This is a genomic window from Psychrobacter sp. APC 3281, assembly GCF_030407815.1.
Lineage (GTDB): Bacteria > Pseudomonadota > Gammaproteobacteria > Pseudomonadales > Moraxellaceae > Psychrobacter.
Genome location: NZ_JASDCS010000003.1, coordinates 28,423 through 45,528 on the forward strand (window position 1 = coordinate 28,423; position 17,106 = coordinate 45,528).

General features: G+C 43.5%; 14 protein-coding genes. 3 read left to right on the plus strand and 11 right to left on the minus strand.

Translation table 11 applies throughout. The features are described from left to right. Positions 1 to 226: 226 nt before the first annotated feature. From QL886_RS02600 to QL886_RS02615, 4 genes are all read right to left on the minus strand, one after another. Complete coding sequence (locus QL886_RS02600; protein WP_290177556.1) at positions 227 to 2,041, minus strand: efflux transporter outer membrane subunit; 1,815 nt, start codon at positions 2,039 to 2,041, stop codon at positions 227 to 229. Then, the gene (locus QL886_RS02605) at positions 2,038 to 5,268 is read right to left on the minus strand and encodes an efflux RND transporter permease subunit (protein WP_290177557.1); all 3,231 of its coding nucleotides are present in this window, start codon (positions 5,266 to 5,268) and stop codon (positions 2,038 to 2,040) included. The genes QL886_RS02600 and QL886_RS02605 overlap by 4 nt, the downstream gene beginning before the upstream one ends. A gap of 34 nt (positions 5,269 to 5,302) precedes the next feature. Beyond that, complete coding sequence (locus QL886_RS02610; protein ID WP_290177558.1) at positions 5,303 to 6,703, minus strand: efflux RND transporter periplasmic adaptor subunit; 1,401 nt, start codon at positions 6,701 to 6,703, stop codon at positions 5,303 to 5,305. 855 nt (positions 6,704 to 7,558) lie between these two features. Next, positions 7,559 to 8,584 carry a polyprenyl synthetase family protein gene (locus QL886_RS02615; RefSeq protein ID WP_290177559.1) on the minus strand — a complete coding sequence of 342 codons (1,026 nt, stop codon included), beginning with the start codon at positions 8,582 to 8,584 and terminating at the stop codon, positions 7,559 to 7,561. A gap of 569 nt (positions 8,585 to 9,153) precedes the next feature. Here QL886_RS02615 and rplU point away from each other — a divergent pair. The 3 genes from rplU to lolA all read left to right on the plus strand — a co-directional run bounded on the left by rplU (position 9,154) and on the right by lolA (position 10,912). Beyond that, positions 9,154 to 9,465, plus strand: a complete 312-nt coding sequence (rplU, locus tag QL886_RS02620) for a 50S ribosomal protein L21 (RefSeq protein WP_057761012.1) — start codon at positions 9,154 to 9,156, stop codon at positions 9,463 to 9,465. 91 nt (positions 9,466 to 9,556) lie between these two features. Further along, positions 9,557 to 9,814, plus strand: coding sequence for a 50S ribosomal protein L27 (gene rpmA, locus QL886_RS02625; protein WP_021813611.1), 258 nt, complete (start codon positions 9,557 to 9,559; stop codon positions 9,812 to 9,814). Positions 9,815 to 10,225: 411 nt separating this feature from the next. Continuing rightward, a complete protein-coding gene (lolA, locus tag QL886_RS02630) occupies positions 10,226 to 10,912 on the plus strand; it encodes an outer membrane lipoprotein chaperone LolA (protein WP_057761010.1) in 687 nt (228 codons plus the stop codon). A 120-nt stretch (positions 10,913 to 11,032) separates the two neighbouring features. Here lolA and scpB read toward each other — a convergent pair whose 3' ends face one another. From scpB to rsmD, 7 genes are all read right to left on the minus strand, one after another. After that, positions 11,033 to 11,593: an SMC-Scp complex subunit ScpB gene (scpB, locus tag QL886_RS02635; RefSeq protein ID WP_290177560.1), complete on the minus strand. Its 561-nt coding sequence runs from the start codon at positions 11,591 to 11,593 to the stop codon at positions 11,033 to 11,035. 124 nt (positions 11,594 to 11,717) lie between these two features. Beyond that, positions 11,718 to 12,536 carry a segregation/condensation protein A gene (locus QL886_RS02640; RefSeq protein WP_179798484.1) on the minus strand — a complete coding sequence of 273 codons (819 nt, stop codon included), beginning with the start codon at positions 12,534 to 12,536 and terminating at the stop codon, positions 11,718 to 11,720. 180 nt (positions 12,537 to 12,716) lie between these two features. Then, positions 12,717 to 13,802 (minus strand): tryptophan--tRNA ligase, encoded by a 1,086-nt coding sequence (locus tag QL886_RS02645; protein ID WP_290177561.1) that lies wholly within the window; start codon positions 13,800 to 13,802, stop codon positions 12,717 to 12,719. Positions 13,803 to 13,910: 108 nt separating this feature from the next. Then, a complete protein-coding gene (locus tag QL886_RS02650) occupies positions 13,911 to 14,999 on the minus strand; it encodes a lipid A biosynthesis acyltransferase (protein ID WP_238051213.1) in 1,089 nt (362 codons plus the stop codon). Positions 15,000 to 15,331: 332 nt separating this feature from the next. Next, positions 15,332 to 15,718, minus strand: coding sequence for a 30S ribosomal protein S9 (rpsI, locus tag QL886_RS02655; RefSeq protein ID WP_101206364.1), 387 nt, complete (start codon positions 15,716 to 15,718; stop codon positions 15,332 to 15,334). Between the two features lie 10 nt (positions 15,719 to 15,728). Next, on the minus strand, positions 15,729 to 16,157 hold the full coding sequence (rplM, locus tag QL886_RS02660) for a 50S ribosomal protein L13 (protein WP_057761004.1): 429 nt from the start codon (positions 16,155 to 16,157) through the stop codon (positions 15,729 to 15,731). Positions 16,158 to 16,367: 210 nt separating this feature from the next. Then, positions 16,368 to 17,054, minus strand: a complete 687-nt coding sequence (rsmD, locus tag QL886_RS02665) for a 16S rRNA (guanine(966)-N(2))-methyltransferase RsmD (protein WP_290177562.1) — start codon at positions 17,052 to 17,054, stop codon at positions 16,368 to 16,370. Between the last annotated feature and the right edge of the window lie 52 nt (positions 17,055 to 17,106).

The window sequence follows — 17,106 nt, forward strand, 5'->3', positions numbered from 1 at the left end:
TATAGAATTAGCTTATCAAAATCTGTGCTTTATAAGTGGCTTTATACAAAGAAAGCTTATATAAAGAGAGCCTGCATAAAGTGAGCCTGCATAAAGTGAGCCTACTATAACCAAAAGACGTCAATAAAAGCAAAAAGCCCCACCACGTTAAGTCGGTAGGGCTGATAGTACGTATCGACTGTCAATGTGATGATAGAGCTGCGTCATCAAATTAAGGCTGGGTCATTTAAGGCTCAACAATCTGGGTCACAGGAACTTGCTCAACACTATTGTTATTGAAGCGAGTCTCTTCAGTGACCACGCCGACAGCGGCATCCTTTTTACCATCATCATTCACATCGACGATAGCAGTCGGTTTGAAAGTAGTCGTTTCTACCGCTTGCGACTGTTTAATGGCGACCGCTTCTTGCGGCGTAGTCACACGCGCTGAACCAGCTGCTTTGATGGCATTTGTCGCTTTGGTTTTTGCACTAGTAGCAGTTCCAGTGACAATCTGTGCCAAGTTGGTGTGCTGCGGTACAGGAATGACAGACGGTACATCAAGGTTCGCACCGCCACCAAGCGCTTGGTACAACTCAATCTGGCTAACGATTTTCTGTAGCTCTAAATCTAGGATACCTTGCTGAGTAGAGAATAGTGAACGTTGCGCATCAAGTACGTCTAAGTAATTGTCCAGACCTGCTTTAAAGCGCGCATCTGCTATCTGATATGTCTGTTCAAAATTATCTTGCAGACGATACTGCGCCTCTAACTGCTCACCGAGCGTTGCACGCGTGGCAAGTACATCTGACACTTCGCGGAATGCCGTTTGAATAGAGCTCTCATAACTAGCAAGCGTTTGCTCACGTTCGATTTGAGCCACATCGTAATTGGCGTCTAAACGACCTGCGTCAAAGATAGGGACGCTAATGCTAGGTCCAAACGACCAGCCAACGGCACCATTTTTAAACAAGTCATTCAAGCTGCCGCTACTGACGCCCACACTACTGGTTAAGCTAATAGATGGGAAGTAAGAGGCACGGGCCACTTCGATATTCGCACCAGCCGCTTTTAGATTGTATTCCGCTTGTAGTACGTCAGGACGATAACGTAGTAATTCACTTGGTAGACCGGCATTGAATATCTGCTGGCTGGTGATATTGCTGACAGCAGGTGTTGGGATAAGCTCGTTTGGAATAGCGCCACCAACTAAATACTGCAATGCATTGCGTGATTGAAGAACGCTAGTCTGTGCACGTAATACGGCAAGCTTAGCACTTTCAAGAGAGGCAGCAGCCTGCAATGAAGGCAGTTTTGCATCAATACCTGCTTCAAAACGTTTATCCGCGATAAATAGCGAACGCTCACGGCTTTCAACTGTAGCTTCAGCCAGTTTTAATTGCGCTAAGCTATAGCTTAGATTGGCGTAGCTTTGGGCAATATTACTAATCAAGCTGATTTGGGTCGCATCTTTGGCTGCTGTAGTCGCCAAGAAATTCTGCAATGCTTGATCTTTTAAGCTTGAGATTTTACCCCAAAAGTCTAGCTCGTAATTGGCAAGGCCTAAGTTGACACTGTAGCTACTACTAGCGTTTCGATCAGTACGATTCTGTGCTGAGCGAGTATAACCCGCACTGCCATTGATAGCGGGCAAGTCATTAATATCGGTAATCTGATACTGTGCACGTGCTTTTTCAATCGCTAGGCGCGCACTCTCAAAGTCTTTGTTTTTTTCAAGACCGAGAGCAATCAAACCTTTTAGCCGCTCATCGCTATAAAAATTCTGCCAGCGTTGACTGGCAATGCTTGCTTGGTCAGCACTACTGACAGTCTCTTTATCAAATGCACCGTAAGATTGCTGCATAGGAATATTTGGCTCTGCTAGCACAGGACGCATATCCGCTTTTGGAATGGTGTTACAAGCGGCCATGCTGATTGCCAATGCAGTCAGCCCTAACAGGCGGCCACTGTTTTTGCGCAAACGAGATAGTGCTGGCTGCGCATCGATAGCTGTAATAGCTACCGATGATGAGTTGATGATAGATGTTTTTTGAGCACTCATTGTGTATTGTCTCCAAGACTTGCAGGCTGATAACTCTCAGAAGGTGTTGGGTTATGCGAGTTAGGCGTACCATTGCCACCATCTTTATCATTGGGTGTGTTGTTCTCATATTTATGCGGGAACGCGCTACGCACCCAGATATAGAACATTGGGATAAAGAAGATACCTAAGAGGGTTGCTGTGACTACCCCACCAACAACACTAGTACCAATAGCGTTTTGACTGCCTGAACCTGGCCCATTCGCCAAGAATAATGGCACAACACCCAAACCAAAGGCAAGTGAGGTCATGATAATCGGACGCAAACGTTGGCGTGCTGCGGTCATGACGGCTTCTCTGAGACTGTAACCTTCCTCTTGGTGTTCTTTTGCAAACTCGATAATCAAAATGGCGTTTTTGGCGGATAGACCAACGACAGTCAGTAGACCAACTTGCAAGTAGATATCATTGGCAAAACCACGTAGCCAGGTAAATATCACTGCACCCAATACCCCAAGTGGAATCACTAGTAGCACAGAGAAAGGAATCGACCAGCTTTCGTACAAAGCTGCCAAACATAAGAAGACAACTAGAATTGAAAGCGCATAAAGCATCGGCGCTTGGGCACCTGACTTCTGTTCTTCCAATGACATGCCTGTCCACTCGTAACTGATACCCTCAGGTAGCTTGTCTATCATCGCTTCCATTGAGCTCATTGCTTCACCAGTACTTAGTCCTGGTGCGGCGCTACCTTGGATGTTCATTGACGGTAGGCTGTTGTAACGAGTAAGACGCGGTGAGCCTGACTGCCACTCACTACTAGAGAATGCATCGAACGAAATCATATCGTTCATGTCATTTCTTACATACCATTTGCCAATATCATCAGGGTTGGTACGGCTGCTGGCTTCACCTTGTACATAGACACGTTTGATACGGCCACGATCGATGAAGTCGTTAACGTAGCTTGAGCCCCACGCAGTAGAGATAACGCTATTGATATTGCTTAGTGACAGGCCATAAGCCGCCGCTTGTTCTTGATTGATATTTACTTTAAGTTGTGGCGAGTCTTCTTGCCCATTAGGACGTACGCCAGCTACTTGATCGTTTTGTGCAGCCATACCTAAGAGCATATTTCGAGCTTCAAGTAGCCCATCATGTCCGAGGTTGCCACTGTCCTGAATCATTAAGTCAAAACCACTAGCATTACCAAGCTCGGTAATCGCTGGCGGTACGATCGCAAATACTTGTGCTTCGTTTAGCTGAGTAAGGAAATACCCCATTGCTCGACCAGCGACAGCTTGAGCGGTGTTTTCATCGCCCGAGCGTTCCTCCCAGTCTGATAAGCGCACAAACGCCAGACCCATATTCTGACCTTGACCTGCAAAACTAAAGCCTGCAATGGTAAAGACCGAAGCGATATTATCGGTTTCTTGAGTATCGTAATAGTTTCTAACTTTATCCAATACGTCTTGCGTCTCATCTAACGTAGAGCCAGCCGGAAGCTGTACCAAGGTAAACATAATGCCTTGATCTTCTTCTGGTAAAAATGAGCCTGGAATACGTAAGAAGACAACGGCCATGATACCGATGATGGCTGCATAGCCAATCATGTATAGCCATTTAAAACGAATACTTTTGCCTACAAAGTTTTCGTACGAACGGCTAAGTTTAAAGAAGCCGCGGTTGAACCAACCAAAGAAGCCTTTTTGCTTTTCGGTACTGCCTTTTTCATGACTTTTGCCACGTTTTAGCAAGGTCACACATAGGGCAGGGGTGAAGACAAGCGCGACCATGGCAGAGAGCACCATGCTGGTAATCAGCGTGATAGAGAACTGACGATAAATCACACCTGTTGAGCCACCAAAGAAGGCCATTGGTACGAATACGGCGGACAAGATAAGCGCAATACCAATAACGATTTTACTGATTTCACCCATCGACTGGATAGTTGCATCTTTGATAGAGATGTGAGGATCTTCTTCTAGTATTCGCTCGACGTTCTCTACAACGACGATCGCATCATCGACCAGTAGACCGATAGACAATACCATGGCAAACATGGTCAATACGTTGATACTAAAGCCAGCAACGTATAGTACTGCAAAGGTACCTAATAGAACGACAGGTACTGCAAGCGTTGGAATAATGGTTGCGCGCCAGTTCTGCAAGAAAATGAACATAACGATAAATACCAACACAATCGCTTCAATGAGGGTCATAACGACTTGTTCAATAGACAAGCGTACAAATGGTGTGGTGTCATACGGAACGACTGAGGCTAGACCAATTGGGAAGTTTTTTTCCAGCTCAGCCATACGTGCGCCGACGGCTTCACGAGTCTCAAGGGCGTTTGCGCCACCAGCGAGTGAAATACCTAAACCGGCTGCTTCTTTACCATTGTATAAAGACACAACGCTATAGTTCTCACTGCCGATTTCGACATCTGCTACATCGCCTAAGCGTACTTGTGCGCCTGAGGTATCTGTTTTTAGTAGAATGTTTCGGAATTCTTCAGGCGTTTGAAGATAGCTTTGCACCGTGACCGTGGCATTGATAACCTGTTGGTCGGTATCAGCAGGTGCTTGACCTAACTGACCGGCAGATACTTGCGCGTTCTGCGCTCGTATCGCATTGACCACATCTGAAGGTATCATGTTATAGCTACGTAGGCGTGAAGGGTCAAGCCATACACGCATCGCATAAGTAGAGCCAAAGACTTGAACTTCACCCACACCCTCTACACGACTGATCGAATCGACGACATTAGAGTTAATATAATCGGCAATATCTGCCCGATCCATGGTGCCATCTTCAGAAATAAATGCTTGCACCATCAAAAAGCTGCTAGACGATTTATTGACGTTGACACCTTGACGCTGAACAGACTCAGGCAAGGAGCTCATCGCTGCTTGCAGTTTGTTCTGTACTTGTACTTGAGCTGTGTCAGAGTCGGTACCGTTTTCAAAGGTTAGCGTCACAGACGCACTACCATTTGACGAGCTCGACGATGACATATACATCAGACCATCTAGGCCTTTCATACGCTGCTCAATGATCTGTACCACTGAGTTTTCTACGGTTTGCGCATTGGCACCAGGATAGCTTGCACTGACTGAAATCGTTGGTGGTGCGATACGTGGATATTGTTCAATCGGTAGATTAAGAACGGATATCACCCCGATGAGCATGACCAAAACAGCCAGCACCCATGCAAAAATAGGGCGATTAATAAAAAAACGTGACATAGTATATCCCTAAGTCTTCCTGTCTTGAATGGAATTAGTTGGCAGCGGCTTCTGTTGGTTTTTTGGTAGAAGTCTCATCGCCAGCTGGCTTTTTATCCATCGTTTTTGCGGCTTGCTGCGGCGTTTTGGTATTAGGCGCACTCTGTGCAGCTGGTGCTGGATTTGCACTTTCTAACGGTTTAGCGACCACTTCTTGGTCAGGTTTGACCTTAGCACCGCCAATCACAACTACTTTGTCACCTGCTTTCAAGCCTTCAGTAACGACCCATTGTCCATCGTAAGTACCATTAATGGTGACCGGACGTACCTGGATTTTGTTATTTTCGTCAACGATATAGACTTGCGTCTCACTCTTAGGCGTACGAGTGACCGCACTTTGCGGGACAAGGGCTGCGTTGGTAATAACGCTCTGCGTCAAACGTGCCGAGACATACATACCTGGTAGCAGGATATTGTTGCTGTTTGGAAAAATAGCACGTAAAGTGACAGCACCTGTTGACTCATCAACTTTGGCTTCAGACAGTGCAAGCTTACCGCGTACTGGGTAAACAGAACCATCTTCTAGTACCAATTCAACTGAGTTCATACCTGGCTGAGCAGTACCATCTGCAATCTGCTGACGAAGCTTTAGCAACTCAGAAGAAGACTGGCTGATATCGACGTAGATAGGGTCTAAGCGTGAAATAGTTACCAATGGATCTGCTTGACCAGCACTGACTAGAGTACCAGCAGTGACGCTAGAGCGATCAGTACGGCCGGTTAGCGGTGCACGTACGATTGTACGATTTAGATCTAAGGTACTGGCTTCCAAACCTGCTTTTGCAGTCTGAATGCCTGCTTTTGCGCTCTCAATACCTGCTTGAGTTTGACCGACAGCGGCGGCGGCACTTTGTACTGCTGCTTGTGCTGTACGTACGGCTGTTTGTGCTTGATCGTACTGCTGCTTTGAGATGGCATCAATACTGACCAGACCTTGCAGACGTTGTAAGTCATTTTGCGCTTGTGCTAATGACGCTTGACGGCTGACCAATTCAGCTTTTGCATTGGCATTGTTTGCCACAGCAGTCTGATAGTTAGCCTGTGACTGCTGTACAGCGGCTTGGCCACTCGTTACAGATGAGGCATAGTTATCGGTGTTGATGCGATACAGTGGCTGACCTTTTTTGACGTTACTTCCTTCACGGAATAGTACTTCGTCAATCACACCGTTGACCTGTGGGCGGACGTCAGCAGTTTGATAAGCTGCAGTACGACCAGAAAAAGTTTGTACTTGAGGGACGGTATCGAGAGTGACTGTCTGAACGTTGACAACCGCGGGCGGCATTTGCTGCTGTGTGGCTTGCTCACCAGCGGCGTCCTCGTTTTTGTCACAGCCAACCAGTACAGCTCCAGATAGTACAGATGCTATTACAAGCGCAAGATAAGAGTGCTTCATCAATGTCCTCGGCAATATATATAAATAGTGACAGTATAAAAATCGATCAATAAGTTTGGCGTACTGAATATAAGGGTCTTGCTAATGCTAAATAACTTGCTAATGCTAAATAACTTGCTAATGCTGAATAAAGAGAATAAAGAGAATAAATAGCCTAAGCTAGCATTATTTATTCCAGTTTCAGATTATTCCGTTAGTGAAATATGACTAATAGAAAATCTGACATCGATATGGATTAAGTATCGAAAGGATTATTTAGCATTAATTGTTTAAGCAAACCACAGAATGGATTAATAAATTTAATGAGTCATTATAAACTATTGGGGTAACCCCACAGTCAAGTAGTTTGCAATACGAGCTGGATCGAAAAGCGGTAATATTACAGTTTACGAATTAATAGATTACCGTCATAGTAAGCGTCGTCTCTATTAACAGCTAATAGAACCATGCACAACCTAGTATCAAAATATATTGTAAACTTTTGTTATAATTCTAAAACCCTATAGTAACTAAGGTTTTTAAACGATAGAAAATCGACTTTGTCAACAAAATGACAATTTTAGCAACCCCTAATTACAGTCATAAAAAATAACTATCAGTATGTCTCTAACAAACGGCATCAAACTTTAACCGACTATCAAAAAGCCTTATACGATTATAGTACTGCAAGGATGTATGAAACTTAAAGAAAGGTAACGATTTGGCTGACATGCTATTTTTTGAGAAGGTATTTCTTAATTTATGGGCTTTTATTTATCAATTGCTGAGGAAGTTTGCTAAAAAGCTTTGCTAAAAAAATTTTATCGAAAAATGAGTCGTCTTAATCAGTCAATAACATAGACGACTCAGCTTTAACTATACTAGTCGGGCGCTAGCGAGTTCAGTCAATTGATATAAGCCTGTACGATAACGGTTGTCTGGTAGCGTACTAAGGGCATCTTGCGCCAGTTTGGTTTCTTCTAACGCGCGCTGCTTACAATAAGCCAATGAGCCAGAACTACGTACCAATTCAATCAGCTGCTCAGCATTTGGTGTCTTACCTGTCTGAACGGCGATACGCAACTGCTCATAGCCTTCAGTGTCGCTGTCTTTGAGTAGTTCGAGTGCTTTGATAGTCGGTAGGGTAGGCTTGCCTTCAGCAAGGTCATCGCCTAGGTTTTTGCCCATTACGTCGCTATCGCCACTATAGTCGAGCACATCATCAATAATTTGAAATGCATTACCAAAGTGCTGTCCGAAATCGCCCAATGCCGTCATATATTCTGTCTTATCTTGCAAGATAGCAGCGCCTTGGGTCGCCATCATGAACAGGCGTGAAGTTTTGCCATCGATAATGCGTAAGTAATCTTCCTCTGTCGCGGCAGGGTTATGCTGATGCTGTAGTTGCAATACTTCACCTTCGGCAATGTCACAAGTCCCATCAGAGAACACTTGCAACAATGGTAGGCTTTGAAAACCAACCAATAGATTAAAGGCGCGGGCAATCAAATAATCACCGACTAACACTGCAGTGGCATTGTCCCACGTCGCATTTGCCGTCGGCTTTCCACGGCGTTGCCCTGACTCATCGATGACATCGTCATGGACTAGGGTAGCGGTATGTAGCATTTCAGTGATAGCAGCTAGATGCATGGCCTTTTCTGATGGGTTGTCATCAAACATACGTGCGCAGAGCAAGGTAATCAGCGGACGCATACGCTTGCCACCAGCATTGATCACATGTTGCGAGACGCTCATGACGAGTTGTACTTTTGAGTTCAAACTGCCAAACACTTGCTTGTCCATTACCTCAAAGTCATTGGCTACAATACTTTGAATATCAGCATAGCTAGGCGTCGATTGAGAGGCAGGCACGGTATTCTTTAAAGAGGTACTAGTCATAATAAATAGTCATATTAATAAGAGTAAAGAGAGTTGGTATAACCTTGACTTTATCTATCTATAGGTAAGGTATTATTTCGCTTATGATAGCATAGCTATCTGCTTAAATTGTTGGTTAAAGTATATAGCACAAGTAGGTCAAGCATATGATATATAGGGCTTACTATGCCTATTGAATAGAATAAAAACTGTAAGAAATGTCTTATGTTTTGAGGATATATCTTCTAGCGCATTTTAAGCTTATTGGTCACATAAATGATTCATAAAAGGCTGTAAGTAACTGATTGCATAAGTTATAATGGCCGCTGTTGGGCTTAATCTATCACTTATCATTACTATTTCTCATGTTTATATTCGCATTGTCGTTTATCGACTTTCCTTGATGAGCAGCCGTTATAGCCAAATGAGAGATGGTCATTAGTGTAACTACCTTGCAAAAACGAGAGGCGCGGCTTGCTTTTATGAGCAAAAAGCCGTAAAATCTTGCCTTTAATTTTTCCCTGTCGTGTTCGTCGTAAAAGCGTTGGTATAACATCAGCCACGGCACACGGGTTAAACGGAGTCATACAATGTACGCAGTAATCAAAACTGGTGGTAAACAGCACCGTGTAGTCGTCGATGAATTGCTTAAAGTTGAACTACTAAAAGCAGAAAAAGGCGAAACAATCAAATTTGAAGACGTGTTGATGGTTGTTGACGGCGATAACGTCAAAATCGGTCAGCCTGTTGTTGACGGCGCTAGCGTAGAAGTTGAAGTTGTTGAGCATGGTCGCGGCGAAAAAATCCGTATCATCAAGCACAACCGTCGTAAGCATTATCACAAAGAACAAGGTCACCGCCAATGGTATACCTTGTTAAAAATCAAAGCGATTAATGCCTAATTATCCATTTAGCAATTATTGCTAAATAGCGCACTAAATGCTTAAGAGTTATCGCATCAGCGATAAGTCAAATTAACAAGGAGATTTTCTCATGGCACATAAAAAAGCTGCCGGTTCGAGCCGTAACGGTCGTGATTCAAACCCAAAAATGCTAGGCGTAAAAATCTTTGGTGGCCAAGCTATCACAGCTGGTAACATCATCGTTCGTCAACGTGGTACAGAATTCCACGCAGGCGAAGGCGTTGGCATGGGTCGTGACCATACTTTATTTGCACTGAATGACGGTGTTGTAAAGTTTGCGACCAAAGGTAAATTTAACCGTCGTTATGTTACGGTTGAAAACGCATAATTATCTGTTTAGATTATTTTATTCTTTGAATAAAACGATTGGATAATTAAAAAAGCCCTTACTGCCTTATGGTAGTAGGGGCTTTTTACGTTTGTAGGGTGATATAAATTAATAATAATTCTTTTAAGCGATATTTTTAAGGCCACTATTAGCGTAATGATTGTAGCTAAAAATTCTAAATGCAAACTTTTACCGTGTAACTGCATTGGTTACAAGCGTGTATGGCAGCCGTAGTAAAGATTGCAAATCATGACTAGGCGCGTAATAAAAAAACTGGCACACTGTTGCCATTGCTGATGGTTACCAGTTTTAACTTTGTAAAATCAGTATTTATAGAAAACAAAAATTTCAATAGAACATTTTATTTTTAGCAACAACTTTAAAGCGATTATGCTTTTTTAGAGAGGATTTATGATGAACTTATCTACGAAAAAATCAACCAAACAAAAAATGATGAGTGGGGCTTTAGCAGGTGTATTAATGACATCGCTAGGTATCGCAGCGCCAATGATGGCATTGACTCAAACGGCTACCGCAGCTCCTGCTGATAATCTAACAGCTGCCAAACGTTTGAACAAATTGCTGACCAATACCAAGAGTATGACGGCTAATTTTAGCCAAACGACCAAAGGCGCGAGTAGTGGTACGTTTAAAGGCTCTATGAGTGTTCAACGTCCAAATAACTTCCGCTGGGAAACCAAGTCACCATCAGAGCAGCTTATCGTTGCTAATGGGAACTCTATGTGGGTTTATGACAAGGATTTAGAGCAAGCGACTAAGCAGAATGTTGACAGTCAAGTAGGTAATACACCAGCGTTACTACTGTCAGGTGATCCAAGCAAAATTGATCAAAACTTTAAGATCACTCAGCCATATGACAACAAAAACTACTATGTGCTCTATCCTAAGTCAGACAGTGCAAGTTTTAAAAGTCTTTCAATAAGCTTTAGTGGTGGCAAACCTGTCATGATGGTATTGAATGATACCTTGGGTCAAACAACTTCTATCAAGTTTAGCGGTATCAAAATGAACCCAAGTATCGGTAGCAGTCAGTTTAAATTTACACCACCAAAGGGTGTTGACGTTATCAATCAGTAATTAACAGATATATTGCTAGGTTTTGATATCAGTTCAAAATCAGCAACCTAATAAAAAGGACAGATCCTATGCGGTCTGTCCTTTTTTATGTGAGTAACTATAGTTTGTTCAGCAGAAAATTTAAGACATGGATCGTATGGTTTCCATATCTGGCATAGGTGGTAATTCATCTAGATGGCTTAATCCAAACGCATCTAAAAACTGCGCAGTAGTATGAAGAAACGCAGGACGACCTAAAGTATCTTTAAAGCCTTTCTCTACAATCCATCCTTTATCAAATAACTGGCGCAGTATATTACTCGATAATGTTACTCCGCGTACATGCTCGATATCACTGCGTGTCACAGGTTGCTTGTATGCAATGACACTTAGGGTTTCAAGTAAAGCTTGGCTCAGGCGTTCTTGACGCTGCGGGAAAGTACGCTGGATTAAACTGCTATAGTCATCAGATATCTGTAAGCGATAACCGCTGGCGGTCTCATGTAGCTTAAGCACACCTATATCTAGGCGTTGTTGCAGCACTTCTAAGGTTTGCTTTAATTCTTTAGTAGATAATGACAAATGTTTTTTTAATGCGTGAGCGGTCAGCGGTGCCTCTGAGGCATGCAGCAGCACTTCGATACGTTTACTCATCTCTTCCAAAGAATCATGCTGCGCGTCAGCTGGTGGAGATGTAGTCATAGTTATTGGTTCTTGGGTCTCGTCATGTTGCTTTGGGTCTTCAATATCTACCATCTAAAGTATGCTCTTATTTCAATATTGTGATTTTGATAGAGAATGGGCTAGGAGACAGTCTTAGAGCCTGCTAGGCAAGCCACTGTAACGTAAGTGCGGTAGGCTCACTATCCATATCAGACGGTTCGTCATTGAGAGCAGAGTTGACGATATCGCTATCTACCTCAGTATGGACAACACCAACTAACTGCCGCTTTATAAGCTCAAGTACGGCGACAAAACTCACGACCACGCCTATTTTACCTTGTGCCTTATCCAGTAGCTCATAAAAGGAGCGCGCCCCATCTGTACTTAATTGTCTGCTAATACTGGCAATACGATCGGCAAGGGGTACTGCATCAACTTTGATCGTATGCATTTGATAGTCAGGCTGTAACTGCATTTTAAATAAGCTATCAATCAGCAAGTTAGGTGAGTAGCTTGGCAGTTCTGCATTCATAACGTCTTGACCAGGCATACTAACCATTGCCAAAAACACATCACGCTCTAGACGTACTAGATTGTCTAAGCGCTGACTGACCACTTTGATTTGCGCGTATTCTTCGAGGCGCTCGATTAGCTCTGCTTTTGGGTCACGCTCATCAGTTGGGGTATCAGGAGCAGGCAATAGCAGTTCGGTTTTGATAGCGATAAGCGTTGATGCCATTAGCAGATAATCACCCGCTAATTCAAAGTGCTCGGTATCCAATTCACCGATATAAGCTAAATATTGCTCAGTGATGGGCAGAATAGGCATTTGGGTCAAATCGACGTTGTTTTTTTTGACCAAATACAATAGAAAATCCAATGGGCCAGCAAATTGTTCTAACCAAATAGCAAAGGCTTGCGGTGGTACATACAGGTCTTCTGGCAAATGCTGCACAGGCGTTTGATAGATACGCAGCGACATATCATGGTTGACTGATTCATCATGCTCGCTCTGATTGTCTGTAAGCTCGGAGGTTGAAGCAGCCATGGCAGATAAGGCGGCTTTAGACAAAGCCGCCTGCTTGGTGTTTGGTTCAGTTTGCACGTTTAGCACCCGCTTTGATAATAAATTGCGTCAGTGAAACGACTATTCCAGCAACGGTTATTTAAGCTTAGCAAGAGGACGGATACCGATAGCACGGCGAGCTTTGTCTAGTTGCTTACGACTATGACGACGGGCTTTATCTGCACCCATCTGCAAGATTTCTTCTAGCTCTTTTGGATTGGCCATTAGCTCTTCGTAACGTGCACGGAATGGCGCGACTTCATCATTAATCTTATCAAATAGAGCTTGCTTAGCGTCACCCCAGCCAATACCAGCGGCATAACGCGCACGCATATCAGCAATCTCTTCAGCGGTCGCAAATGCTTTATAAATCTCAAAGATAGCTGAATCATCTGGATCTTTTGGCTCATCAGGTAACTGTGAGTTAGTCACGATCTTCATGATGGCTTTATGCATTTGTTTTTCAGGACTGACTTGTGGATTTGGCTCACCGAAGAGGGGAATCGTATTGCTATAGCTCTTACTCATTTTGCGGCCATCAAGCCCAGTAAGCAGCGGTATATCGTTATCGACGACTGCGGACGGTAACGTAAAAAGCGATTTATAACGATGATTAAAAGTACCTGCGATATCACGCGCCATCTCGATATGCTGCACTTGGTCACGACCAACAGGTACATGGGTTGCATTAAACATCAAAATATCAGCCGCCATTAGCACTGGATAACCAAACAGACCCATGGTGACACCTTGATCAGGATCGACATCGGCTTTCTCTGTATTGATATCAACGGCTGCTTTATAGGCATGGGCGCGGTTCATCAAACCTTTGGCACATGAGCAGTTCAAAATCCAAGCAAGCTCTGGAATTTCAGGTACGTCTGACTGACGGTAGAATGTCACACGCTCTGGGTCTAGACCACAAGCAATCCACGTAGCGGCAATGGCTCTAGTCGATTCATGAATGATAGCAGGGTCATAGCAGCCGATGATGCCATGGTAGTCTGCTAAAAAGAAAAACGCTTCATGATCACTGTTTTGAATAGACTCAATCGCTGGACGAATCGCACCAACATAGTTACCCAAGTGCGGAATACCAGTTGGTTTGATACCAGTCAGAATACGCTTAGCTTCGGTTGAAGTATCAGAATTTTGATTGTCAGGAGTACTTTTATTGCTCATGGAAAATCCGTTATTTTGTTTATCAAATTATTATCAGTGCATAGCTAAAATGCAAAATATTAGCCGCAAAGTATAGCAAACTTCACCAGTATTTTTGGGAATAAAGGCTTACTTATAGATATCAGTACGACCGTTTGGCCCATGTTTAAAACGACGATGGAACCACATCCACTGCGTAGGATCAATACGAATGAGCCCTTCTAAAACTTCATTGACCCGAGTGGCATCAGCGACTTCATCTTTACTTGGATAGTTGTCTAATTCTGGCGTAATTGTTAAATGATAATGGGGACGTTTACCACGCGGCAAGTTGTCAGGCGTTTGCCGATAAGTATGCAATGCCATGACAGCTGGTGGCTTTGCTTTGCTACCCAGTTTTGCCATGCGACGCGATGCAGTGATAGTCGCGGCGGGCACACCGAAAAATGGTGCCATGACCCCTTGCTTAAGGCCATAGTCTTGGTCAGGAGAGTACCAAATGACGTGTCCTGCTTTGATAGAGGTAACTAAGCTTCGCATATCACGACTAGAGATTTGCTTACCAAATATATTGGTACGACCATTATAAATAAACCAGTCTAATAAAGGATTGTTTTGCGTACGATACATACAATCTACAGGGAAAAACTGCGCACATAAGAGACCACCCAAATCTAGCATCGTATAATGAGCACCGAGCAGGATAACTGGTCGCTGCTCATTTTGCGCATTAACAATATGCTGTAGCCCTGAAATGGAAACAGTTCTAGTAAATATATTTGGCCTGAACCAAGCGCATAACGTTTCAAACACACCAATGCCTTGATTGACAAATACTTGCTTGGCCATTAGTTCACGTTCAGCTTCGGGCTTTTCTGGAAATGCCAGCTTCAGATTGATTAACGTATCGCGTCTACGTGAGCCAGCAGCTTTATAAATCAATATACCGAGCTTACGACCTAGCCAAAACTGCCAGCGTAACGGCAGATATATCATCGGTAGCATTATTAAGAATAATAACCAAATGCCCCAATTCTTTGGTGATAAAAACTGCCACTGAAATGGCTTGTTATCTGCTTGCGCTGTACGCTTATGATTTTGGGTAATCGTCGGTGTGCCAGCAGGTATAGCAGGCGACTTAGCCGACTGTTTCATGCTAGGCGGCACGCTGCTATTGGCAGATGGTTTGCTAGGGTCGAATTGTTCTGGCGCTTTCATAATATCCTTCTGCGGCACGGTTTGAGGCATCATGGCAAATAATAAAAAGTTACTAATATGATGGGGTAGCGTTTAATGCTTTGCAAGTTAGAATTTCTACAGACGCTCTACTTTGCAGCGTTGAAACAAGGCACTCATGTTAGTTATTGCCGTAAAACAAAGCTGGTTTGATGAAGACAATCAGATAATCAACACGCTATCAGTAGGCATAAAAAAACCTTATAAGCTGTGACCAGCTTATAAGGTTTTGCAAAACCAGACTCTTATTTAATTTTGCTACTGAAGCTCTGAGAAAAAGACAACAGCAGCAAAAATATAAGAGATAGTTTTGATTAACGTTTTGAGAACTGTGGACGTTTACGTGCTTTACGTAGACCCAGTTTCTTACGTTCAACTTGACGTGAATCACGAGTAACAAAACCAGCTGCTTTTAGGGCAGGCTTCAAAGTTTCGTCAGCTTCGATTAATGCACGTGTGATGCCGTGGCGGATTGCGCCAGCTTGACCACTAATACCACCGCCTGCAACAGTTACATATAAGTCATATGCGTTAACAGAGTCTAGTAGTTCTAATGGCTGACGTACAACCATGCGTGAAGTTTCACGGCTGAAGTATTCGTCAAGTGGCTTACCGTTAACAACGATACTACCAGTACCTTTTGATAAAAATACACGAGCAGTAGACGTCTTGCGGCGACCAGTTCCGTAATTGCGTTCCATAAGTATATCCTTAGATGTCTAGTTCTTTAGGTTGCTGTGCAGTATGTGGATGATCAGTACCCGCATAAAGTTTCAGCTTCTTGATCATCGCATAGCCAAGAGGGCCCTTTGGAAGCATACCCTTAACTGCTTTGTGTAGAACATCTTCAGGCTTATGTGCAAGCAACTTATTGAAGTTGGTTTCTTTAATACCACCTGGGTAGCCACTGTGACGATAGTACTTTTTGTCTTGTGCTTTTTTACCCGTTACCGTGATTTTGTCAGCATTGATGACAACAATAAAGTCACCAGTATCAACGTGCGGAGTAAAAGAAGGCTTGTGCTTGCCACGTAAGCGAGTTGCGATTTGAGTGGCTAAGCGACCAAGGGTTTTGCCGTCAGCATCTACGACATACCAGTCATGGGTCACTTCAGCTGGTTTTGCACTAAGTGTTTTCATGATAAAACCTTAAAATTAGAATTCGTTGAGAGTTTAGCTGGGAACGGGGCTCTCAAAAAACAGACTGCACATTATAAGCAGTAGCGCCTACGCTTGCAAGCTGCATTGGGGTTTATTTTCGCCTTATATACATTAAACTGCAGCGTCGGCCAGTTTTTAGCGGTTCTAAACATTTGTAAAATACGTTAACGGCTTTCATTAACCCGACAATTATGACGATGATAGACGATAAAGTCCAGCAACAACTTGTCCGACTTTGGTTTGTTTCAAGCATTCAAAAGCGATTGGTTGCTGAGTGGCGCTTGATTGAGAGTCCAAATTCTCATTTAGCGACGCTTCCAATTGCTTAAGCTGTGCTGACAAATCTTTATCAGCTTCTAAATAAATTAGTGTTTCAGTATTGATTAATGCATTGGTAATAAGCGCCGTCAAAATAGGCTGCCACAAATCCTGAGCATAAGGCGGATCGATAAATACAATGTCAAAGGGAAGCGTAATTAGCTGCTCTTGACGCAATACTTGTTCAGCAGTGCCAGTGATAATTTGGTAAGCAGTAGACTCAAGGCGTAATTGCTCAGCACTCTGACGTAGCATGTTGCTTTGTGCTGGATTGATTTCGATAAATGTCGTGTGAGCAGCACCGCGAGATAGCGCTTCAAACCCCAGTACACCACTGCCAGCGCAGCTATCAAGTACATGAGCATCATGAATGTCAGCGAGTAGCCAGTTAAATAAAGTCTCCCGCAAGCGATCTGGGGTCGGGCGTAGGCCATCTGCATCGATGAAACTTACAATACGGCGCTTAAACTGACCACCGATAATGCGCACATCACCCGCTGCCGCACTTTTCGCCTTACGGTTGTTCTTTGGTGCGCGTCCATTTGAGGCTTTTTTCATTATTGTGTCTCGCTTACCAATTCTTTGCTAGGTTTTACTTTTTATACTATTA